A 22,990-nucleotide genomic window follows, 5' to 3' on the forward strand; every position below is an offset into this window, starting at 1 on the left:
ATCTGAAATGCTGGCTGCCGTGGCCATGCTTCTGACGGATAAAAATACGGAACGTTCAGCAGCAGCGCCAGATTCAAGGGATACAGTCCAGGTTTTGAAAGCCGGTCAGATCTGCCGGGCCGGGGACGCCATGCTGGTTCATAGCAGTGTGCGGGCGAACCATACCAGTGGATTTTTTGCGCAGGTTGAGCTTGGAGCGGAGTTATTTCGTTCTCAGAGTTCTTCCTGTTTCGGCGGTTTCAGTTTTGGTCTGGAGTTTTAGCGGCTGCTTGCATGGTTCATCCATGCCATTGGGTTTGGCGTTCTCCTCTGCCAAGCTCCGTTATATGTGCTTCTGATTATCCACTTCACGAACTAATCCATTGAAAAAAAACTGCTTCTGACCTAGATAAAAAAGGAATAAAGTCGGTTGTCACCCCGGATCAACTGGGGTGGCACTGCTTTGCTTTGTGTACAAAGAAGACAGCGCAACCATGCTGCGTTTAACCACAATCTCCCCCCGAAAGTGGCTTTTGCGACGGCGCAGGACTATCTGGCATATCAGATAAGCTTTCTGGAAGGTATTGAGGAAGACGCACAATGAAGATTGCCGATATCACCTTTGGGATGCCCAGGAACAAGGCAGCTCTGAATCCGGCTGGAGTTGCCCCTGAAGGCCAGCCAACCACGTTGTCTTCGAACCTCTCTGCTGTCGGCAATGCCATGCCGTGTTCATCCAGTTCGTCTGGCTTGTCTGACAGATGGGCCAGCTTTGAAGCCCTGTTCTGTTCCGTTGTAGAAGAAAACCCGGATAGCCTCGCCCTTTCTGGTGGCGGAAAAAACCTGAGCTTCAGGGAACTGAAGGATTTCTCCGCGCGCATAGCCGCCTTTGTACAGGCGCAAAACTACGGGCCGGAAGCGGCAGTAGGGGCGCTGTGCGAGCGCGGAGCCATGTATCTTGCCGCCGCCATTGGCATCATGCGGGCCGGTGCGGTGTATGTTCCAGTGGAGCGTGAACTGCCGCGCCCCAGGCAGGAAGCCATGCTCAGGCCCGTACGGCTGCTGGTGACGGACAGAGCCTCACTGCACGAGGCGGAATACCATCGCTATCGCAACCCCAACATTACCCACGTGCTTTGCCTGGACGCGCCAAATTTTGCGGATGCTCTGGAAAGTGGCGGTCTGAGCAGCACAGAATACTGGGAGCACCTTGCAGAGCTGGGCAGCGACCGGGGGTGGCTGGACGATGTGGACGCCCGCCCCCTTGATCTGGCGCAACTTTGCAGGATGGCAGACAGCCTGCTGCAAAAAACGGGTCTTGCCCCCAATCGTGCCCCCGGCAGCACCTCAGGAAATACACAGGCCAAGGGTAAAAGCGTGCTTGATATCGGCAGCGGCTCCGGCGTGGTGGCGCAGGCTCTGGCCTCTGCCTCCAGCCGATATGCGGCGGTCGAAATTGCCAGAAATGAACTGGACAGGGTGCATGCCTTGCCTTGTGACGCTTCTGTAAGCATCCACCGCATGGAAGCCATAGATATCTGTTTTTTAGATGAGCAATTTGATCTTGTGGTGCTCAACGGCGTTGTGGATTGCTTTCCCGGCTACAATTATCTGCGCAGGGTGCTTGACCACGCAGTAGAACGCCTCACTGCTGGCGGCAGCATTTTTGTGGGCGCTGTGCGCGATATGGATCGCAAGGACGACCTGCGGGCAGCCATCAGGGAGCATGCTCTTGCCACGGGCGATCAGTCGGCCTTGCTGCGTTTTGAGGGCTCGGCAGAGCTGTTTGTGCCACGGCGTTTCTTTAGTGCCTGGGCGGCAGAATGCCCATATCCGGTTGAGGTAAAATTTTCACCTGCTGCTCCCGCGCCCTCTGACAATGGTCAGTCGGGTGTCTTTCGCTATGACGTGCAGATTTGCAGAAGCGCTCATGATGCCAGACCCCACGGAACCAGAGCCATGCGAGAAAGCTTTGGCCTGAGAGATCTGGAGGCCTGCCCAGTTGCCCCGCTTGCGGCGGTCAGGCCGGACGCTGCCGCCTATATTGTCTACACCAGCGGCTCCACAGGGCAGCCCAAGGGCGTTGTGGTGGAGCACCGCCACCTCCTGCACATCATCCATGCCCTGCGGGCGTTTTCAGAAGGGTGCGGCACTGTGGGGCTGGTTGCGCCGCTCTCGTTTGATGCGTCCATCCAGCAACTGGCGGTTTCGCTGTTTTGCGGCAAGCCCTTGTATGTCATGGCGGACGAGGAACGTAAAAATCCTGCGGCGTTATGCGCCTGCGCCCGCAAAAGGGGCATTGACCTGTGCGACATGACCCCGGCCTTTTTTAATGTGCTGGTGGATTATCTGCAGGAGCGCCACCAGCCCCTGCCGCTCAGGCGTGTGCTGCTGGCTGGCGAGGTGCTGCGGCCAGATGTCATTCAGAAATTTTATGCCATACCCGGCAACGAAGATGTGGTGCTGTTCAATGTGTACGGCCCTACAGAATGCACGGTAGACAGCAGTTCCTTTCGCATTGATCGCGCCAATCATGCGGATTTTACGGCCTTTCCCATTGGCAGGCCGTTTGAAGGCGTGACTATTTTCGTGCTGGATAAACATCAGCGCCCAGTGCCGGAATCTGTAACCGGGGAACTGTGGATCGCGGGCGCGGGCGTTTCGCGCGGCTATCTGAATGGCGAGAGCGCCGATGCTTTTACCGAATACGCCGGGCGGCGCTGCTATCGCACTGGCGACAATGGCTTTATTCAAAACGGCCTAGTTTACTATCGGGGGCGGGAGGATCAGCAGGTCAAGATCAGGGGCAACCGGGTAGAGATCGGCGAGGTGGAAAAGGCCGTTGGGAGCTTTCCCGGTGTGCGGCAGGTGGCCGTGGTCGCGGATTTCTATCAGGCTGGCAACGACAAAAGTCTTGCCGCCTATGTAGTAGGAGCCGTGAATCCGGTGGATTTGCGCAGCTATCTTGAGCAGCAGTTGCCGCCTTTTTGTGTACCGGACTATATTGTGCCAATGCTGGAGCTGCCTCTGTCGCCCAACCGCAAGGTGGATAAAAGGGCGCTGCCGCCCCCGCTGGGCAGGGTAGAGGCCGTTGCAGGGCGCTGCCCGCAAGGGGCTGTGGAGCAGACGCTTGCCGCTATCTGGAAACGGCTACTGGGCATGGATGTAAGCGATGCGGAAGCCAGTTTTTTCAGCATTGGCGGGCACAGCATCATGGCCGTGCGCCTTGTTGCCATGATTGAAAAAGAGTTGTGCGTTCATATTGCAGTCAACGAGCTGATGACCCACTCCAGTATTGCACGGTTGGCCGAACTTATAGAGGACAAGGCATACGTGCGCAACAGCCCCATCATCAAGCTTTGCCATAGTGAAGGCGGAAAAAATCTCTTCCTGTTTCATCCAGTGGGCGGCAGCGTGTTTTGCTACAGCGATCTGGCCCGGCAACTGGATGGGCGCTATACCCTATATGCCGTGGAGCCTGCGGGCTTTCAGGCTGAAAAAACTGTTCTGAATACGGAGCTGCACAGTGTTCAGGATTTGGCCGCGATTTATCTTGATGAAATCCTCAAGGTAGCAACGGAGAACATCGTTTTTGGCGGCTGGAGTTTCGGGGGCCTCCTTGCCTATGAGGCGGCCTGCCTGTTCGCCGCGCGCGGGGGCGACCCTGGCCCGGTTCTGATACTGGACACGGTGCTGGACAATACCAGGGCCAAGCTGCTTGCAGCCAAGGATGATGTGGAACTGTTGAAAAATCAGCTCCATGAAGCTCTGGCCTTTGATGCGGACAAACTGCGGGACATGAACAGGGCTGAGAGAATGACGTATCTGGTGGAATGCGGCGAAAAAGCCGGACTGCTGCCGCCCCATTTCAGCCCCGCTCAGATGGAAAACCTGTTGCAGACGTACAGGCTCAACGCCATTGCCGCAGCGCGTTATGACAGCCCAACGCCATCTGACTTGCGTATTCTGTATATCCGCGCTCTGGATTTTGCCAGTAATCCTTACATTGATTTTAATGACCAGTATCAGGGCTGGAGCCGTTTTTTGCCTGAAAAAAACATCACCCTCCGCTGGACGGCGGGCACGCATCAAAGCATGCTTTCACCCGGCCTTGCTGATGGCGTGGCAGAGCATATCTGCGACCTTTTTGGGCAGCAGGGTGCAGGTGTGCCGACTGAAGAAGATGAGTGCGGAATGTCGATGGGGTGAGATTGGACATCAGCATCTCGCAGCGTGGGCACACGCATAGCGGCGCTATGCTATAGATATGACTGGAAGGGAGTTTTTTACATACAAAAAAAGGGGCTATCCATTTAGGATAACCCCTTTCATATTTGGTGGGCAGTACAGGACTTGAACCTGTGGCCCCCGCCTTGTAAGGGCGGTGCTCAACCAACTGAGCTAACTGCCCGAAACAGCGTAGCACAGGCAGCTATATGCCCTGTTATTCAGCACATTGCAAGCGCAATTTTGTGCGCTACAGCAGAGCAGCCCCGGTCACAGTGCTGGGGCTGTCAGATTATCAGCCTGATACTTTGCTGCGATTACAGTTATTTCATCTGGTTAAGATATGTCGCAATGTCCTTCACCTGCTCGGGGCTCAGGCTCTGCACGGTCTGCTGCATTCGGGCCGCGGCGCCTGTGGCATTGCTCAGGTTTTTGACCCTTTCCATGCCAGCCACCAGCGAATCTACAGGTTTGCCCTTCATTGCCGCTGGGCTGGCCGAATGACAGCCCGAGCACAGCTTGTTGTACATCTCCTGCCCTGTCCCCGCGCTCTCCTGAGCCGCAACAGCAGTACCAGCCAGCAGCAGCCCGGCCGCCAAAAGAATTTTCAATGAGTTAGCAGAAAAGGTCATGGAACCCTCCTGTGGGTTACTCTGTTTGAAAAGCCAGCCTGGACGCACAGCAGCCAGACTTTTGGTCTTTTTCAGCATATGCCCCAAGACCCGCACTCCACAAGGGGTATTATGCGGCAGGATCGCGGCTGTTTTCCAACCACGTTATCACGAAAAGCCCGCATTGCCGCTTTGGAACGCCTGTCATTGCTAATTGTAAGGCAGGCATTCCGCCTGATGTCATTAAGGGGCGCACAGGAGGTGAGGTGGAAATACCCACAATACCCAAGCCCCAGCGGTTGCGAGTCGGCAACCGTTGGGGCTTGGGTATTGTGGTTTGCGCGTGTTGACGTGTGCGGCCTACTTGATGCCCGCCCGCATGAACGACTGCACAAATTGCCTCTGGAACAGCAAAAACGCCACCAGCAGCGGGCCGGAGGTCATAAGCGTTGCAGCGGTGATGATTGTCCAGTCCACGCCCTGTTCCGTAGCCGAGAATATCTGCAAGCCGACGGTCAGCGGGCGCGAATTGACGGAATTGGTCACAATGAGCGGCCAGAGAAAGTTGTTCCAGTGGGTGCTGATGGAAACCAGCGCATAGGCCGCGTAGGTGGGTTTGGCCAACGGCACGTACACATGCCAGAGCACCTGCAGGGTGTTGGCCCCTTCCACAGCGGCGGCTTCCTCCAGTTCTTTCGGAACGCTCTTGAAGGTCTGGCGCAGAAGAAAAATGCCAAAGGCCGAGGCCATATAGGGCAGGCTGATGGCAAGGGTGGAATCAAGCACGCCGATCTTGGACATGGTGGAGTAGTTTTCCACCACCAGCACATCTGGCATGATCATGAGCTGCATGAGGATAAGCGCAAAGGCGATGCCCTTGCCCTTGAAGTCGTAGCGGGCAAAGGCGTAGGCCGCCAGAGTGCAGAGCACAAGCTGCATGCCCGTGGTCAGCGTGACCAGCATGATGGTGTTGACGAAATAGCGGGCAAAGGGCGCGGCCTTCCAGGCATTGGCAAAGTTTTCAAGCGTCAGCGGGGCAGTCAGGCTGAAACGGGTAGAAAACTCCGCCGGGTGAAAGGCAGTCCAGATGGCGTAAAAAAGCGGCAAAGCCCACAGAATGGCAAGCATCCAGGCGGCGGTGGTGTCCAGCACGCGCGAAAATCCACGGCTGTCGTACATATTGCGCTGTTCGTTCATCTGTAATGCACCCTTTTTTCAATGATGCCAAACTGCACAAAGGCGGCAAAACCAAGAAAGCCCAGCAGCACCATGGTCAGCGTTGCGCCGTAGCCTGTATCCCAGAATTTGAAGCTGGTTTCGTAAATGTAGTAGAGCAGCAGCGAGGTAGCGTTGTTGGGGCCGCCCTGCGTAAGCACAAAGAGATGATCCACCATGCGAAAAGCGTTGATGGTGGCGTTGATAAGCACAAAAAGCGTTGTGGGCATGAGCAGGGGAATGACCACGCGGCGGTAATAATAAGCGCGCGAAGCCCCTTCAAGCATGGCCGCTTCCCCAAGGCTGGGTGGGATTTGCTGCAATGCCGCGAGGTAAAAAATCATAAAAAATCCCGCATCCTTCCATACTGCAACACTGATCACGCAGAACAGGGCGGTCTGCTCGCTGCCAAGCCAGTTAATGCCCGTGCTCGCGCCCAGAAAAAAGCGCAACTGCTCAAGCAGGCCGTAATCGGGTGTGTAAAAAAACAGCCAGATGTTGGCCACGGCGATCATTGGCAGCACTGTGGGTACAAAGTAGCACAGCCGCAAAAATGCCTGCCCCTTCAGCCGCGCATTGACCAGAAAGGCCATGAGCATGGCCAGCGACATGGAGCAGGGGATGGTGCAGCAGGCAAAAATGATGTTGTTGCGCAGCGATTTGAGAAAAACCTCGTCGTCCAGCAGATAGCGGTACTGCTCAAGCCCTACGAACTGGGCAGGCGCTCCACCCCGGCCATCCATAAAAAAGCTGTGGATAAACGTGCTCACCGCAGGATAGTGCGTAAACGTCACCACCAGGGCAAAGCCGGGGAGCAAAAGCAGCCATGCGTTGATTTGCCGCATGGTTTCGGGTTTGAACATAGGGCTGCTCTCTTGCGTCTGATTGAATCGAAAGAACTGCCAGAGGGGCAATCCCCCCTGGCAGCACAATGCTTGTTTACTTCTGGTAGCGGCGCAGAATGCGGTCAGCTTCGCGCTGGGCATCCTTGAGAGCGGCGTCAGGCTTTTTGGAGCCGTTAACAGAGGCCTGAATGGCATCGTCCAGAGCCTTGGTCACGCGCTGGTTTTCGTGGGTGGAGAGTTCGGGCACGGCGTGGGCCAGTTGGTCGCGGGCCACGGCGGCATAAGGAAAGCCCTTCACGTAGGTTTCCATGCGTTCGGTCTTCCAGGCATCGGGGCGCACGGCCACATAGCCGGTATCAATGCCCCACTGGGCGGCGCGTTCTGCAGTGGTCATCCACTGCACAAACTTGACGGCAGCCTTGCGTTCTTCGGGCGTAGAATTTTTGAAAATGTAGAAGTTGCCGCCGCCGGTGGGCGAGCCAAGGCGGGTATTGGCGGGCAGCATGCCCACGCCGAAGGGGAACTTGGCGTTGGTGCGCACGTTGGTGAGGTTGCCGGTGGTGGTCCACATGATGGCGGTTTTGCGCTCAAAGAAATCGCGGGGCGTGGTGGACCAGTCAATGGTGCCCTTGGGCGAAACTTCGTACTTGTAGGCAAGATCGGTGAGGAACTGGAGGGCTTCAATGTTCTTGGGGTTGTCAAAGAAGACCTTGTTGCCCGCATCATTCATCAGTTCAACGCCGTTGGTAATGGCAAGGGCCTGAAGCATCCAGTAGGCATAGCCGGTGCTGGGAATGGCAACGCCCCACTGGGTGACCTTGCCGGATTCGTCCTTCTTGGTGAGCTTCTTGCCCATTTCGACCAGTTCCTGCCATGTGGCGGGGCCTTTTTCAGGGTCAAGGCCTGCTTCCTTGAACATCTCCTTGTTCCAGTACATCACGATGGTTGAGCGCTGAAAAGGAATGCCCCAGGTTTTGCCTTCGGTCTGGCTGTTGCGCATAAAGCCGGGAAAGTAATCCTTGGTGAAGGCCATGTTGTCCTTGCCGACAATTTCGTCGTAGGAAACGATGGCGTTTTCATCAATGAGAGTGAACATGTCGGTAGAGAGCAGCACGGCCACATGCGGCGGCTCGCCCCCACGCTGGGCGGTAAGGGCCTTGGTGATAGTGTCGCGGTAATTGCCCGAATACACAGGCGTAATCTTGATGTCGGGGTTTTCTTTCATGAATTCCTGGGTCATGCCCTCCACGATCTTGGTGATGGGCCCGCCCACGGATACGGGAAAGTAAAATGTAAGGTTGGTCTGAGCCGCCAGCGCGCTGCCAGCGCACAGGCAGATACAGAAAATTGCCAAAAACAACGAGCGAATACGTTTCATGGATTTCTCCTCAAAGGGGTTTGGGGGCTGTATCCGTACTATCGCCTGAATGTTACCGAAAAGGGGCAAATGTGTATCAAAATTAGATGATTATGACAGTCGCGCGACAAAAGACAGCAAAATTGGCGCGCAATGCCGCGTGAAGGTGCAAGCGTTCTATGCCGCGCCCATGCGCTTGCCCGATTCTGTCTCAAAAAAGTGCAGGGCATCGGCGGCAAAGTTCAGGCGCAGCTTTTGGCCGGGTTTAAAACCGGGGTTGCCTGCCATTTGCACAGCCACCTGCTGCTGGCCCAGGCTGCAAGCGAGCACGGAATCCGCACCAAGGTATTCCATGCTCAGCACTTCAGCCTCCCACAGGCCGTCAGGCGTTACCTGGATATGCTCGGGGCGGATGCCAAGCGTGCATTCGGCCGCAACAGCGCCTGGCACAGGGCAGCATTCATTGCCCTTGATGACCGCCTGCCCCCTGCACATGGCAACACTCAGAAGGTTCATGGGCGGCGTGCCGATAAAGCTGGCCGCAAAGGTAGTGGCGGGTTTGGAATACATGGCGACAGGGGCATCGTTCTGCACGATATGCCCGTGCTGCATCAGAATGATGGTGTCGGCCATGCTCATGGCTTCTGTCTGGTCGTGGGTAACGTAGACCATTGTCATGCCCAGGCGCTGTTGCAGGTCGCGGATTTCGCGCCGCATTTCGAGCCGGAGCTTGGCATCAAGGTTTGAGAGCGGTTCGTCCATGAGGCACACTGCCGCTTCGGCCACAAGCGCACGGCCAAGGGCCACGCGCTGTTGCTGACCGCCGGAAAGGGCGGAGGGCTTTCTTTCCAGCAGGCCGGAAAGGCCAAGCACGTCAACGGCGTTGTCCAGCCGCCTCATCTGGTCGGCCTCCGGCACTTTGCGCACCTTGAGGCCAAAGAGGATGTTTTCCCGTACTGTGAGGTGAGGAAAAAGCGCGTAAGACTGGAACACCATGGCCAGATGGCGCTCTGCCGGGGGCAGGTCGGTAACGTCGCGGTCGCCAATGTAGATGCGCCCGCCGGAAACGCTCTCAAGCCCGGCAATGAGCCTCAGTGTGGTAGATTTGCCGCAGCCGGAAGGCCCGAGCAACACAAGCAGGGAACCCTCATTGATCTCAAAGGATACGTTCTTTACAGCGTGGGTCGCACCCCACTGTTTACATACGTTTTCAAGACGTATTGCGGACAAGTTCAGCTCCTTTCGTGGATGGGCGCGCTTGTGGGCGTGGTCGGTCAGGCTCCAGAGGCGTAACACAAGGCCGTGCTGCCTGCATGGAGAAAATTTGATTTTAATTACCACTAATTGCGCCTTGTGGCAAGAACGATAGCTTTCGTATTCGTTACATTACAGGCAGCAGCGTTACAGTTTTGTGACAAAGGCTGGCTTGACCGCAACATGCTGCCGTGATTAAAAATAGTTGAAAATGTCGAGGGGAGGTACTGGCATGTTTGTAGCACACATATCTGATCCGCATGTGGGCGCCGGGCGCAGCCTGGCATTCAACGTGTCTGACGGTGCGCTGCTGCTGGAAAAAACCGTGAGCCACATTGCGGCCTTGCCCCAACTGCCCGATTGTCTTGTGCTGAGCGGGGATATTTCGGTGAACGGCCAGCCCGGCGGCTATGTCATTGCGGCAGAGGCGCTGTCTGCGCTGCCCATGCCCGTGTATGTGCTACCCGGCAACCATGATAAGCGTGAAAATCTTGTGGCCGGGCTTGGGCAGTATTGCCCTGCGGATGCGGCTGTTGCCCCCTACCTGTGCTATACGGTTGAGGATTTTCCCTTGCGGCTTGTGTTTTTTGACGGAACCCGCCCCGGCTCGCATTCCGGGCATTTTGACGCGCCCGTGGCGGCGTGGCTGGAAAAAACGCTGGCAGCCCAGCCAGGCAGACCCACGCTGGTCTTTACCCACCATCCGCCCTTTATCACAGCCCTTGGCGTGATGGACGAGCCATATGAAAATGGCGAGAGCCTTGGCCGCATACTGGAGAAATTTCCCAATGTGAGGCTTTGCTGCGGGCATCTGCACAGGTACATGTTCACCATGTGGCACGGAGTGGCGGCATTGACGGCTCCACCAGTGTGCATGCACATAGTGCCGGATTTCTGCGCCACTGGCGGGGATGATTTTACAGATGAAGCCCCGGCATTTTTGCTCCACCACTTTGTTGATGGACGGGTGAACACGCACTACTGCCGCGTACCGGGGGAGTTTGCCGAGCGTGGACTGTTCAGCTTCTCCCACCCGCCGAAGTTGGGGTAGATGAAAATGATCTCAGTTTTTATGCAATGAAAAAGGCCGCTTACGCGGCCTTTCATGTTTCACTTCAACTTTTAGTTTTCCAGCAAAATCAGCGTCTAGAACAGAAAATCAGTGGACAGAAAGTTGGACTTTCTGTTGCGCACGATGTCCGAAATCAGTTCCTTGTTGGGTGCGGAACCCTTGGCTGCCACCAGTGTACGGATGGAGAAGGCGCGCAGCGCATCGCTGACAGAGAGCGTGCCTTCCGCAGAGTCCTTGCGCCCTGTGAAGGGGAAGGTATCCGGCCCGCGCTGGCACTGGCTGTTGATGTTGACGCGGCACACCTGATTGACCATGGGGTCGATAAGCGCGGCCACGGCATCGGGGTCTGTACCGAAGATGCTGGCCTGCTGGCCGAAGGGGGAGGCTATTACCGCCTCTGCGGCTTCCGACACGTCGTTGTACGAAACCACAGGCACCACTGGGGCAAACTGTTCTTCCGTGTGCAGGCGCATTTCAGCGGTAACTCCCGCAACCAGCGTGGGATAATACAGGGTGCGGTCAAAGGTGCCGCCGCGCGGGTTGGCAATGCGCGCGCCCTTGGCAACAGCTTCGTCCACCAGTTCACGCAGGTCGTCTATCTTGCCGGGTACGGGCAGCGGGGTGATTTTGACCCCCGGCTTCCAGGGCAGGCCCATGGGCAGGGCGGCAATGGCCTCGCTGAATTTTGCCAGAAATTCCTCGGTGCGCGAAGCGTGGACGTAAAAGATCTTCAGGGCCGTGCAGCGCTGGCCGTTGAAGCTCAGCGCCCCGGTCACGGCCTCGGATACGGTCAAATCCATGTCGGCGCAGGGCAGCACGATGGCAGCGTTTTTGGCGTCCAGCCCCAGCACGCAGCGCAGCCTGTGGGGCGAGGGATGGTGACGGCGCAGGGCATCGGCAGCGCGGCTTGAGCCGATAAAAGCCAGCACGCTGATGCGGCCAGATTCCAGCGCGGGAATGGCCACGCGCCTGTCGCCAAAGAGGATGTTCACCACCCCGGCGGGGAAGCAGTCGGCAAAGGCCTCAAGCAGGGGCGCATAAAGCAGCTTGCCGATGCGGGGCGTTTTGACGATGACCGGGTTGCCCATGATCAGGGCCGGAATAAGTGTGGTAAAGGTTTCGTTGAGCGGATAGTTGAACGGCCCCATGCACAGCACAGGCCCAAGCGGCGCGCGGCGGATCTGGGCGTAAATGCCGCTCTCGATCACAAATCGGGAGGAGGCGCGGTCAAGGTCTTTAAGGGCATCCACAGTGGCGCGGATGTAGTCGATGGTGCGGTCAAATTCCGCCCGGCAATCGTTGAGCGGCTTGCAGATTTCCCACACCATCAGGCGCACCACCTGATCGCGCACAGCCAGCATGCGGCGGGCAAATTCTTCCACACGGGCAATGCGGTCTTCCACGCGCATGGTGGGCCACGCTCCACGGCCATTGTCCCACGCCTTGCTCACGGCTTCCACTGCCGCCAGAGATTCCGCCTCGGTCAGTTCCGGGCAGGAGCCGATGACGCGCTGCTCGCCGTTCACATACAGGGGCGAATGCACGGTGTGCACGGGGCCATTCCACTCAAGCAAATGCCCGCCAACAAGGTAGCGGCGCTCATGGAGCGGTTCAAGAACGCAATCTTCGGGTATATTGTCCACATCCGGCGAAAAATCAGCGCCGGGCTGGATATTGGCTTCGGTCATGTGTGCCTCCTGAACTTTCAGCAGATGAAAGCAGTGAAAAAGTTGTTGTCGTGTGGAGGGTAAGAAGCCGGGCGCTTCATGTCAATGAAGCCGACCCGCAACTTACTGGTACAGCTGAATATCTTTCCACACTTCATAGACAGCGCCGTGGGGATTCGATTCCACGGTGTTTGTCTGGTCAAAAATATAGGTGAGCCGCCGCCCTGCTTCGTATTGCGGCCACAGGGGCGCAACGCCGGGGCCGTTGGGATTGCCCGTTTTTACAAAGTTCAGCCACGCTCCGTGCATGGACTGCGTAAGCTCCTCGCGGCGTGATGCGGGCGTGAGCAGCCAGAAGGGATGATCATTGGTGGCAAGCGCGGTGGAAATTTCTGTTGAATGCGCAGCGCCCAGCAAAAACAGCTCCGGCAGCAGGGGGGCGTAGTCAAAGCGGTACACATAGGTGCTGTTAAAGGCGCTCTGGGCATCGGCGCTTTTGACCATATCCACCACAAATGCCCGGTCGCCCGCGAGGGTGGTCAGCTTTTTCATGCCCTTTTCATTGGCGTACAACTCCGATACCGCGGGGATACTGGCAGCCGCGCCATTGTCGCGGAGCATCTTTTCCACCTGTTGCCAGTCCCTGGGCAGCAGGCCCAGCAGGGCAAACAGCGTGCCTTCGTTGCGGTTGGTGCCAAGAATGACCTTAACATCGCGAGCATTGCCCTGGGCCATAGCCTCCCACGGGTGCATGGGCAGCAGGTCGTCCTTGACCGGGCCGGGCATGAAGATGCCGGGATGGCGGCGCGGGCCTTCCTTGAGCGTGAACGTAGCCGCCGCAAGCATGTCCTGCGCGGGCATATCCAGCAGTTTGGCCATGTCTGTACGCGGATTGATACCCAGCTTTTCAAAAAAGATGGTGTTGTTCATCTCGACCATGCGGCGCGATTCGGTATTTCCTGTGACGCCGCTCTCCGCGATGGCCTTCTGGAACAGACCTTTTGCGGCGGGCGATGCCAGCATGTTGTACACGCCCGTGCCGCCTGCGGATTCGCCCGCTATGGTCACGTTGTTCGGGTCGCCGCCAAATGCGGCTATGTTGTCGCGCACCCAGCGCAGGGCGGCAATCTGGTCTGAAACGCCGCAGTTGGATTCAAACCTCTTGTCGTACATGGAAAAATCATAAAAACCCAAGGGGCCGACGCGGTAGTTGAAATTGACAAAGACCACGCCGTCTCTGGCAAAGGACGCGCCGTCGTACATGGGGTCGCTGCCTTCGCCCATGTGGTACGCGCCGCCGTATATCCATACGAATACAGGCAGCTTGGCTTCTTTGGCGGCGGTCAGCGGCGCCCATACGTTGAGGTACAGGCAGTCTTCGCTGGCAGGAACCCGCGAACGCTCAAGCCCGAACATGTTCATGTACTGGATAGGTTTGTTGCCAAAGGCCACGCACTTTTTAACGTCCTGCCAGGGCGTAGGCGGCTGGTTGCGCCGAAAGCGCAGTTCGCCCACTGGCGGTGCGGCATAAGGAATGCCAAGCCATGTTTTGACGCCAGCCGCTGCAAATCCCTGCACCTCGCCGTACTGAGTGGCTGCAAGGGTGTCGGCGGACGTTTCATGCCGGGATACTGGACGGGCACAGGCACACAAGAGCAACACCACCAGGATGAGGATGCGGTTTTTCATGAACGTTCCTGAAAAGGGACAATGGGACGCTTCACAGGGTCACTTGCCTGTACAGGAGTTTGCCTCGCACAGGCGCACTGCAACAGACCGCCCGCTGCAGAACGTTTTGCAAATGTGGCGTGTTGCGGACAAAAACGCAAGGAGCGTTTGCCTGTGCGTTTGAGCTAACTTGCATGCCGCCGCATGCCGTTCCACCTGCAAAACAAAGGTTCCCGGTCTGCGCCGTGCAAGCGCAAACCGGGAACCAGAATGACGGGGAGAGCAGCCTAGCCCTGCTTCATCTCCTGAATAAGGGCGGCGAGCTTTTTGGCCTGCTCGGTGAGGTCGGCAACGGCTGTGGAAGCCTGATTCATGGCCTCTGCCGTCAGGCGCGAAACCTCATTGACCTCAACAATGCTGCGGTTGATTTCTTCGCTTGCTGCCGACTGTTCTTCACTGGCGGCGGCAATGGCGTTCACCTGATCTGCCGTGGCGGTCACAACTTCCACAATGCCTTGCAGGGCCGCGCCGGATTGCCCGGCCAGATCCGTAGCCACGCCGATGGAACCCACAGCGTTTTCAACACCCTTCATGCTCTTGGCGGTACTGTCCTGAATGGCCTGAATTGCCTTGGCCACATCGCTTGTGGAAACCATGGTCTTTTCCGCCAGTTTGCGCACTTCGTCCGCCACAACGGCAAACCCCCTGCCGGCATCGCCAGCACGGGCGGCCTCGATGGCCGCGTTCAGCGCCAGCAGATTGGTCTGGTCCGCAATGTCGGAAATGACGCCCATAATCTGGTTAATGGCCTGCGCGTGCTCGTTCAGGCGGTTCATGTCTTCCTTGAGTGAAAGCGAATGGGTCTGCACCTCAGTGATGCTTTCCACGGCGTTTTGCACGATCTTTGCGCCAGCAAGAGCCTTGTCGCGGGTTTCAAGCGATGCGCCAGATGCCAGCCCGGCGTTTCTGGCAACGTCCTGAACTGTGGCGTTCATTTCATTCATGGCAGTGGCTGCGCCAGAAAGCATCTTGGAAGATTCTTCCGCGCCTTCATCAGATCGTTTGATCTGGTGCGAGAGATCAGATGAAGCGGAGGAGAGCGCCTCGGCAATGGATTCAAGCTGATGGGCGGCAGCGAGCATGCCTTCCCTCCGGGCAGATTCCGCACGCAGCTTGGCTTCTTCGGCTGCGGCCTGCGCTACTTTTGCGTGATCCAGAGCTTCAGCGGCCTGACGGGTTTTGTCTGCTGCTTCTTCAATGCGGCCATGCAGGTTTTCTATCATCATGCCCAGCGAACTATTGAGCCGCCGGATTTCGAGCGGACAGGATGCTGTGAGTGCGGGCAGGGCGGCCTCCTGACCTTGGGCGACCTTTTCCGCTTCGCCGGTGATTTGCCGCAAGGGCAGGCAGATAATGCGGGTAATCAGCCATGCAAAGCCAAGAATGATAGCAAGGATGCCACCGCCAATAAGCAGCTCAAGGTTATCGTAATGGTCATTTCTCTCGGCAACCAGATTGGCAACACGGGTGCGTTCCGCCTCAACGCTGTCGATATACACGCCAGTGCCGATGATGACGTCAGTGCCTGGTATCATGCGTGTGTATGCCAGTTTGGGCTGTATGCCAGCCCCCGGCTTGTCAAAGCGGTAAGCCACAAACGCTCCGCCCTTTTTGGCGGCTTCAATCAACTCGCGTATAAAATAGACTCCGTCGCTGTCTTTGAGATCAATAACGTTTTTGCCGTTCTGCGCCTTGTTGGTGGGCACATTTATACGGGTGCCGTCTGTTTTATAGGTAAAGAGGTACCCCTCGTCGTTGGGAAAGAAACGCTGATAATCTGTGTATTTTTCAATCAGCGCGTACTGCTCCTTGGGGTCAGAAACTCCCTTGAGCCTGTCGGCAAGATCTTGCGCGGCAACATCCACAACACTTTTCAGGCCGTATTCATATTTTGACTGCAATGCAGCCGAAAGCTGGGGAATGGTTACTTCCGTAAAAACCAGTGTGGACATGTGGGTGTTGGTGAAAAAAAGGGTTGCCATGCCTACGACAAACCCACAGCAAAGGGTAACGAGCCACATTCTCACATTCATCATTTACCTCGCAGGGGGGAATAACCATATTTTATGAAATGCGTTATCAGATGCCTTTTAAAAGGGCATAAATTCTGCCCAGCTAAATCTGATTCTAAAAAAAATATCGGACAATGCCAATATTATGTTATGGCAATATGTCAAATTTGCAAAAAAATTTGCACATTGTGAGATCTTTGCAGAACTTTACGAGTTTTTTCACGTACAACCACCAGTTTTTATATATGGTATCAAAACATAAACACTGTAGCTTTTTTTTGATGCATGACATCAATTTATTCTTGCCCATCGAAAAGGTTTGTAGCAAACTCAATTTCCCCCCTGCGCCAGAGGCCGAACGCAACCGCCAGTGTGGATCCGCCGGTTGGAGCGCAGAGGCTGTCTTTGACAGTCCCATGCTTCAACTCGTGGTGCGTTTTGGTCATGTCTTCAGACTATACCAAAAGGTCAGTCAACATTGCACCCTACGAGAGGGTTCATTCGCGTCCCTGTAGCCCAGTTTTGCGGGCTGGTCTTCAAGTGACGCATTTTCCCGAGGTTAACAGCTATGTGCAGAATTGGTTCCATCAAGAGCAAGACGCCTGTACCCCCCTCAATGGCGCTCAATCTAATGCTGCCGCAGCAGGAAGGGCATGACAACTCCGGTTTTGCTATGGTTATGCAAGACCTGGAGGGCGTGTTCAGCCACTACAAAGACAAACCCCTGCTTTCATTGGCCTGCACCCCCGAGGGCGTGCAACTGGTCAACGACTACATGGAAGAAAAGGGTTTTGTGCAGGTTGCCCAGTGGGTGCCTGAAGTGGACAAACGCCCCGGCCTCAAGATTGAGGCCATGCCCCGTTACGTCTTCCGCAACTATGACTACCCGGAGGAATACCGCTCCCGTAGTCAGGAAGATCGCGAAAACCTGCTGCTGGACACGCGCCTTGAGCTGCGGGACTTATTGGCCGAGAAAAAGAATGGCTTTGTCTATTCGTTCTGGCCCGATGTGCTGACCCTTAAAGAAATCGGTGATCCTGCCGACATAGCTGTATATTTTCGACTATGGAAAGACGATGGCCGCCTGACCGCGCGCAACATCGTGACCCAGTGCCGCCAGAACACCAACTACGCCATCGTGCGTTACGCGGCGCATCCCTTCTTTTTGCAGGGCTACACTGTGTGCGCCAACGGCGAGAACACGTTTTTCACCAAGAACAAAGAGTTCCAGAAGTCGCTGCACAGGGGCTATGTGGGTTTTGAATCCGACTCGCAGAACTTTCTGTACACCTTGCACTATGTCTTGCATGAGCTGCGTTGGCCCATCAAGTATTACAAGCACGTGATCACGCCCCTGCCTTTTGTGGAGGCGGAACAGCGCGCTGACCGCAAGGTGCTGAATCTTATTCGCGAATCCCTTGCGCACCTGGAGATCAACGGCCCCAACACCATCATCGGCCTTCTGCCTGACGGCAAGATGATTACCTGCTGCGACTCCAAAAAGCTGCGGCCCGTTGTTGTGGGCGTAAACTCGGACATGGTGGCCATCGCCTCCGAGGTCTGCGGTCTGAACGCCATCATGCCCGACCGCGACATCTCCAACGACATCTATCCCAATGAACGGGAAATGGTGGTTATTGACAACGATCTGGCGGTGCAGCGATGGAATCAGTAAGAACTCAGGACGTAAGTGTTAACGACCTGCGCTGGAAGATAGAATACCGCCCCGATTTGTGCACCATGTGCGGCTCGTGCGTGGCGGCGTGTACTTTCAACGCCATTGAAGTGGGCATGATGCGCCGCAGCATCACGCTTTCGCGCAAGGCCTTTCCCGACCCGACGCAGGAGCATTCCGCGCGCCCGGTCATCATGCAAAAGGCCAGCATTCCCAACTCCTGCGTGGGTTGCGGTATGTGCGAAAAAATCTGCCCCAACGCGGCCATCAAACCCGTGCGTAACCAGGATACACGGTTTCCTGTGCTGGCGCGTCACCACGGCCCCGTCAAACGGGGCGGGCGCACCAACCTGAACCCGCCGCGCACGCTCGATTCCATCTTTGTGGGCCGCATCAGCCAGATGACCGACCCCGCGCTGGATTCCGAGCGTCACACCTTTGATATCCGCTCGCCCCTTGGCCGCGTCATGCTTGCCAAGGAACTGCCCCTGCGCGTTGACGGCGACAGCCTTGTGCTGACCGAGCGCACCCCTCCGGTGCACTGGATTTACCCCGCCATCTTCAGCGACATGAGCATCGGCGCGCTCTCCACCCGCGCGTGGGAAGCCATTGCCCTTGCCGCAGCCTATCTTAATGAACACTGCGGCATGCCCGTGCGCATGTGCTCGGGCGAGGGCGGCATGCCCATCAAGCTGCTGGAATCCGACCAGCTCAAGTACATGATCTTGCAGATCGCTTCCGGTCACTTTGGCTGGAACCGCATCATCAAGGCCATGCCCCGCATGAAGACCGACCCGGCAGGCGTGCTCATCAAGATTGGGCAGGGTGCAAAACCCGGCGACGGCGGCCTGCTGCCCGCAGCCAAGGTGGCTCCGCACATTCAGGCTATCCGTGGCGTACCCAAGGCGACCCTGCATTCGCCGCCGAACCATCAGGGCCTGTATTCCATTGAAGAATCCGTGCAGAAAATGCACCTTTCGCTCAATGCGGCCTTTGGCTTCCGCGTGCCGGTGGCCATCAAGTGCGCGGCATCTGCCACGTCTGTTTCCGTTTACAACAACCTGCTGCGCGATCCCTACAAGATCTGCGGCGGGTTCTTCATCGACGGCATTCAGGGCGGCACTGGCGCTGCCAACGAGGTTTCGCTGGAGCATACCGGGCATCCCATTGTTTCCAAGCTGCGCGACTGCTACATGGCTGCCGTTGCCCAGGGTCTTCAGGGGCAGATTCCCCTGTGGGCTGGCGGCGGCATAGGCCTGACCGGAAACGCGGCTGCGGATGCCTTCAAGATGATCTGCCTTGGCGCCAACGGCGTTATCATCGGCAAGATCCTCATCCAGTTGCTGGGCTGCGTCGGCAATGAGCATGGCCGCTGCAATGCCTGTAATACCGGCAAATGTCCCACGGGCATATGCACCCAGGATCCGCGTCTGGTCAAAAGGCTGGATGTGGACAGGGGCGCGCAGAACATTGTGGACTACATGCTGGCCTTTGACTCCGAACTGCGCAAGCTGCTGGCCCCTGTGGGCAACAGTTCGCTGCCGGTTGGGCGCTCCGACGCCCTGGTTACCACGGACAAGGCTGTGGCCGACAAGCTGGATATCCAGTACGCCTGTTAGACTTTGGCGAGGAGCAGAACATGCTGCGCGTTAGCACGGTAGACGAACACAAGCGCATGTCCACCCAGGATTTGCTGCTGGCCATTGAGGCGGCGGTAGAGAAGGGTGAGACTGACTTTTATATTGAGGCCTCGGGCCAGCACGATATCGGTGGCCCCCTGTGGAACAAGGAAGGAAAAAAGCTGACCTTCAAGGTCAGCAACCCCGGTCAGCGGGTAGGCTCCATGTGCCTGCCCAACACGGAGATTCTGGTTGAAGGCTCCGCCTCGGCGGACGTAGGCTGGTTGAACGCGGGCGGGCGCATTGTGGTGCGCGGCGATGCGGGCGACACTGCGGCCCATTGCGCGGCAGCCGGTACTGTTTATATTGGTGGCCGCGCGGGTACCCGCTCTGGCTCCCTCATGAAGCACGACCCCCTTTATGAAGCCCCGGAACTCTGGGTGCTCAAGAGCGTGGGCAGCTTCTCTTTTGAATTCATGGGCGGCGGCAAGGCCGTTGTGTGCGGCCATGACAGCCAGGACATTGCCTCAGTCATGGGCGAACGCTCCTGCGTCGGCATGGTTGGCGGTGCTGTCTACTTCCGTGGGCCTGTTGGACAGCTGCCCAAGGACGTGCGCCTCAACCCCCTGGACGATGAAGACATCGCCTGGCTTGACGCTGGTCTTGACGACTTTCTGATGGCCATTGATCAGCCCAGCCTGCGCAGCGAACTGTGCGACTGGAGCCAGTGGCAGAAGATCACGCCGCTGCCCTTTGAGGAGCGCGGTCAGAAGGAAGTTGTGAGCCTTGGGCAGTTCCGCAGCAAGGAATGGATACCCAGCGGTATTTTCAGCGATGTTGCCCCCGATGACTTTATGGTCAACGGGCTGGTGGCGCGCGGCGATTACCGCCTGCGTGTGCCCATGTGGCAGAACGCCGAGTATGCCGCCCCTTGCGAATTCAACTGTCCGGCATCCATCCCTACCCAGCGCAGACTTAATCTTCTGCGTGAAGGTAATGTGGAAGAAGCCTACCGCATGGTGCTGGATTACACGCCGTTCCCCGGTTCCGTCTGCGGCAGCGTGTGCCCCAACCCCTGCATGCAGAGCTGCACGCGCACTGATCTGGACAGCCCTGTGCAGATCGGCAAGCTCGGTTCCTGCTCTGCGGACATCACGGTCGATAAGCCCAAAACCCGCACCGGCAAGCACATTGGCGTGATCGGCGGCGGTGTTGGCGGCCTCACGGCTGCCTGGCAGCTTGCCCGCCTGGGCCACGACGTCACCGTGTACGAAGCCGACTCCGTCATGGGCGGCAAGCTTGAGCAGGTGATTCCCCGTGCCCGTCTGAACCATGACCTGCTGCGCAAGGAACTCAAGCGCATTGAGGACATGGGCGTGACCTTTGTGAACAATTACCCTGTTGACGCCAAAAAGTTCGAGGAACTGCGCAAAAAGCACTCTGCCCTGGTGGTCGCCACCGGCGGGCATGTGCCGCGCATCTTCCCCTGGCCCGGACACGAAAAGATCGTGGCTGGCATCGACTTTCTGAAAGCCATCAACAAGGGCGAAAAGCCCGCCGTGCCCGACAGCGTGATTGTTATCGGTTGCGGCAACGCGGGTATGGACGCCGCAGTGGGCGCATACGCCATGGGCGCCAAGCAGGTGACCTGCATCGACGTGCAGAAGCCCGCCGCCTTTGCTCACGAAATTGAGCATGTTGAAGGGCTGGGCGGCAAGCTTGTGTGGCCCGTGCAGACCAAGGAAGTCACTGATAACGGCATCATCACCCAGGAAGGGACGCTCATCCCGGGCAAGATGGTCATTATCACCATTGGCGAATCGCCCGACCTTTCATATCTGCCGGAAGGTCTGGAAAAGTTCCGCGAATGGATCGTGCCCAAGCCCGACCTCAGCGTCATGGATGGCGTTTTTGCGGTGGGCGACGTTATCAAGCCAGGCCTGCTGGTGCATGCCATTGGCACGGGCCGCGATGCCGCCTTTGCCGCGGATGCCTTTGTGCGCGGCGAAACCTACACGCCGGAAAAGAAAAAGCTCGTGCCTTCCACGCGGCTGCACACGGCCTATTTTGCCAAGTGCCATGACCGTGATCTGCCCACGCCGCAGGATGAATTCTCCCGCTGCGTGAGCTGCGGCACCTGCCGCGACTGCAAGATGTGCCTCAAATCCTGCCCGGAGAAGGCCATTGACCGTAAAGAAACCGCTGGCGGCGGATTTGAATACGTTTCTGATCCTGCCCGCTGTATCGGTTGCGGCATCTGCGCAGGCATCTGCCCTTGCGGCATCTGGACCATGTATCCCAACTGGGACATGAGCTAGACCTCTGGCGGGCTTTTTGCCTGCCCTGAATGAACGCAAAGCCCCCTTTCTCCCGCAAAACGGGTAAGAAAGGGGGCTTTTTGCGCCATTAGCGCCGGACATCCTGCACTTTTGTTTAAAACAGAATTATTGCATACTGCCCACAGGCACGATTTCTTTGTTTCAGACCGCAATACAATTGTGTCCCTTTATACGCAATCGCAGTATGCGGTTTCACAGCCAGTATTAGCAGGAGAAGTCCAATGGACGTTTTTGAAGCGCTGTTTACCCGCCGCAGTATACGTAAATTCACAGCCGAGCCTGTGAGCGATGAAGACTTGCAGCTCGTACTCAAGGCCGCCATGTGCGCGCCCAGCGCACACAATAAACAGCCCTGGCACTTTGTGGTTGTGCGCGACAAAGCTTTGCTGGCCTCCATTGCCGAGCGGCACCCCTATGCCAAAATGGCCGCTGAAGCTCCTGTGGCTATTGTGGTTTGCGCCAATCCAGATGAAGCCAAAGCTCCCGGCTACTGGCAGCAGGACTGCACTGCTGCGCTGGAAAACATGCTGATTGCCGCGCGTGGCCTGAACCTTGGCACGGTGTGGTGCGGTATGTACCCCTTTGAAGACCGCGTTGAACCTATCCGCGACCTGCTCAATGTTCCGGCCCAGATCAACATGCTCGGTCTTGTGGTCATGGGGCACCCTGCGCAGCCCTTTGCCGAGGCGGACAGATTCAACGAAAGCAAGGTTCACCTGAACGGCTGGTAAACAGCTTTACTCCGCAACATCGAGGCCTGGACTCATGGATTCACAACCTTTGCGCCCCGGCGCGGGCTGTGCGCCGCACATTGTTGTGGATGACGCGCAACCAGATGATATGGCGGCAGTGCAGGGCATTTACGCCTGGCATGTGCTGCATGGGCTGGCAACGTTTGAAGAACTGCCACCCAGTGTGGAAGAAATGGGGCGCCGCCGTCAGGCCGTGCTTGCTCTTGGCTTGCCCTATCTGGTGGCCCGGCAGGACAATACTGTTGTGGGCTATTGTTACGCCGGGCTGTACGGCACGCGGTCTGCTTTCAGATTCTGTCTGGAAGATTCCATCTATGTTGCCCAACAGGCAATGGGGCAAGGGCTTGGGCATGCGCTGCTGCAAACGCTCATTGCGCGGTGCGAGCGCGGCCCTTGGCGGCAGATGGTGGCTGTTATCGGCAACAGCGGCAACGCTGGTTCCATTGCCCTGCATGCGGCGCACGGCTTCAGGCACGCGGGTGTGCTCCAGTCTGCGGGCTACAAGCTCGGCCAGTGGGTTGATGTTGTGCTGATGCAGCGGGCACTGGGTCTCGGCGACACCACTGGCGTGATATCATAGCCCTAAGTGATCGTAACCTGTTGTCTAAGGGCGAAAGAGTAATTTTGAAGTGGGTAGT

General features: G+C 57.2%; 16 protein-coding genes and 1 tRNA gene. 8 read left to right on the forward strand and 9 right to left on the reverse strand.

Annotation, left to right across the window (positions count from 1 at the left end):
- Positions 1-7 precede the first annotated feature (7 nt).
- A complete protein-coding gene (locus ACUZ9Q_RS06765; RefSeq protein ID WP_449247580.1) occupies positions 8-262 on the forward strand; it encodes a hypothetical protein in 255 nt (84 codons plus the stop codon).
- Positions 263-579: 317 nt separating this feature from the next.
- Complete coding sequence (locus ACUZ9Q_RS06770; RefSeq protein WP_449247581.1) at positions 580-4,188, forward strand: alpha/beta fold hydrolase; 3,609 nt, start codon at positions 580-582, stop codon at positions 4,186-4,188.
- Between the two features lie 126 nt (positions 4,189-4,314).
- Here the strand turns inward: ACUZ9Q_RS06770 and ACUZ9Q_RS06775 are convergent.
- From ACUZ9Q_RS06775 to ACUZ9Q_RS06800, 6 genes are all read right to left on the reverse strand, one after another.
- Positions 4,315-4,390 (reverse strand) — tRNA-Val (locus ACUZ9Q_RS06775).
- A 139-nt stretch (positions 4,391-4,529) separates the two neighbouring features.
- Entirely contained in the window at positions 4,530-4,838 is a 309-nt protein-coding gene (locus ACUZ9Q_RS06780) for a c-type cytochrome (RefSeq protein WP_192111708.1), read from the reverse strand.
- Positions 4,839-5,177: 339 nt separating this feature from the next.
- On the reverse strand, positions 5,178-6,014 hold the full coding sequence (locus ACUZ9Q_RS06785; RefSeq protein WP_192111709.1) for a carbohydrate ABC transporter permease: 837 nt from the start codon (positions 6,012-6,014) through the stop codon (positions 5,178-5,180).
- Positions 6,011-6,895 (reverse strand): carbohydrate ABC transporter permease, encoded by an 885-nt coding sequence (locus ACUZ9Q_RS06790; protein ID WP_192111710.1) that lies wholly within the window; start codon positions 6,893-6,895, stop codon positions 6,011-6,013. Before ACUZ9Q_RS06790 ends, ACUZ9Q_RS06785 begins: the two co-directional genes overlap by 4 nt.
- 76 nt (positions 6,896-6,971) lie before the next feature.
- Positions 6,972-8,255 (reverse strand): ABC transporter substrate-binding protein, encoded by a 1,284-nt coding sequence (locus tag ACUZ9Q_RS06795; protein WP_192111711.1) that lies wholly within the window; start codon positions 8,253-8,255, stop codon positions 6,972-6,974.
- 156 nt (positions 8,256-8,411) lie between these two features.
- On the reverse strand, positions 8,412-9,464 hold the full coding sequence (locus ACUZ9Q_RS06800) for an ABC transporter ATP-binding protein (protein ID WP_227119414.1): 1,053 nt from the start codon (positions 9,462-9,464) through the stop codon (positions 8,412-8,414).
- A 256-nt stretch (positions 9,465-9,720) separates the two neighbouring features.
- Between ACUZ9Q_RS06800 and ACUZ9Q_RS06805 the strand changes: the two genes are divergently transcribed.
- Positions 9,721-10,539, forward strand: a complete 819-nt coding sequence (locus ACUZ9Q_RS06805; RefSeq protein ID WP_449247582.1) for a phosphodiesterase — start codon at positions 9,721-9,723, stop codon at positions 10,537-10,539.
- Between the two features lie 95 nt (positions 10,540-10,634).
- Here the strand turns inward: ACUZ9Q_RS06805 and ACUZ9Q_RS06810 are convergent, their stop codons facing one another.
- The 3 genes from ACUZ9Q_RS06810 to ACUZ9Q_RS06820 form a co-directional block, all read right to left on the reverse strand.
- A complete protein-coding gene (locus ACUZ9Q_RS06810) occupies positions 10,635-12,248 on the reverse strand; it encodes an aldehyde dehydrogenase family protein (protein WP_449247583.1) in 1,614 nt (537 codons plus the stop codon).
- Positions 12,249-12,350: 102 nt separating this feature from the next.
- Positions 12,351-13,916, reverse strand: a complete 1,566-nt coding sequence (locus ACUZ9Q_RS06815) for a carboxylesterase/lipase family protein (RefSeq protein ID WP_449247584.1) — start codon at positions 13,914-13,916, stop codon at positions 12,351-12,353.
- Positions 13,917-14,182: 266 nt separating this feature from the next.
- Positions 14,183-15,937: a methyl-accepting chemotaxis protein gene (locus ACUZ9Q_RS06820; RefSeq protein WP_227119410.1), complete on the reverse strand. Its 1,755-nt coding sequence runs from the start codon at positions 15,935-15,937 to the stop codon at positions 14,183-14,185.
- A gap of 703 nt (positions 15,938-16,640) precedes the next feature.
- Here ACUZ9Q_RS06820 and ACUZ9Q_RS06825 point away from each other — a divergent pair.
- From ACUZ9Q_RS06825 to ACUZ9Q_RS06845, 5 genes are all read left to right on the forward strand, one after another.
- Complete coding sequence (locus ACUZ9Q_RS06825; protein ID WP_297147618.1) at positions 16,641-17,642, forward strand: glutamate synthase; 1,002 nt, start codon at positions 16,641-16,643, stop codon at positions 17,640-17,642.
- On the forward strand, positions 17,630-19,261 hold the full coding sequence (locus ACUZ9Q_RS06830) for a glutamate synthase-related protein (protein WP_192111718.1): 1,632 nt from the start codon (positions 17,630-17,632) through the stop codon (positions 19,259-19,261). The genes ACUZ9Q_RS06825 and ACUZ9Q_RS06830 overlap by 13 nt, the downstream gene beginning before the upstream one ends.
- Positions 19,262-19,281: 20 nt before the next feature.
- Positions 19,282-21,579 (forward strand): FAD-dependent oxidoreductase, encoded by a 2,298-nt coding sequence (locus tag ACUZ9Q_RS06835; RefSeq protein ID WP_449247585.1) that lies wholly within the window; start codon positions 19,282-19,284, stop codon positions 21,577-21,579.
- Positions 21,580-21,821: 242 nt separating this feature from the next.
- Complete coding sequence (locus ACUZ9Q_RS06840; RefSeq protein WP_297147612.1) at positions 21,822-22,331, forward strand: nitroreductase family protein; 510 nt, start codon at positions 21,822-21,824, stop codon at positions 22,329-22,331.
- Positions 22,332-22,365: 34 nt separating this feature from the next.
- Positions 22,366-22,932 carry a GNAT family N-acetyltransferase gene (locus ACUZ9Q_RS06845; RefSeq protein ID WP_308584345.1) on the forward strand — a complete coding sequence of 189 codons (567 nt, stop codon included), beginning with the start codon at positions 22,366-22,368 and terminating at the stop codon, positions 22,930-22,932.
- Positions 22,933-22,990 lie beyond the last annotated feature (58 nt).

This window comes from Desulfovibrio desulfopostgatei, from assembly GCF_053570645.1.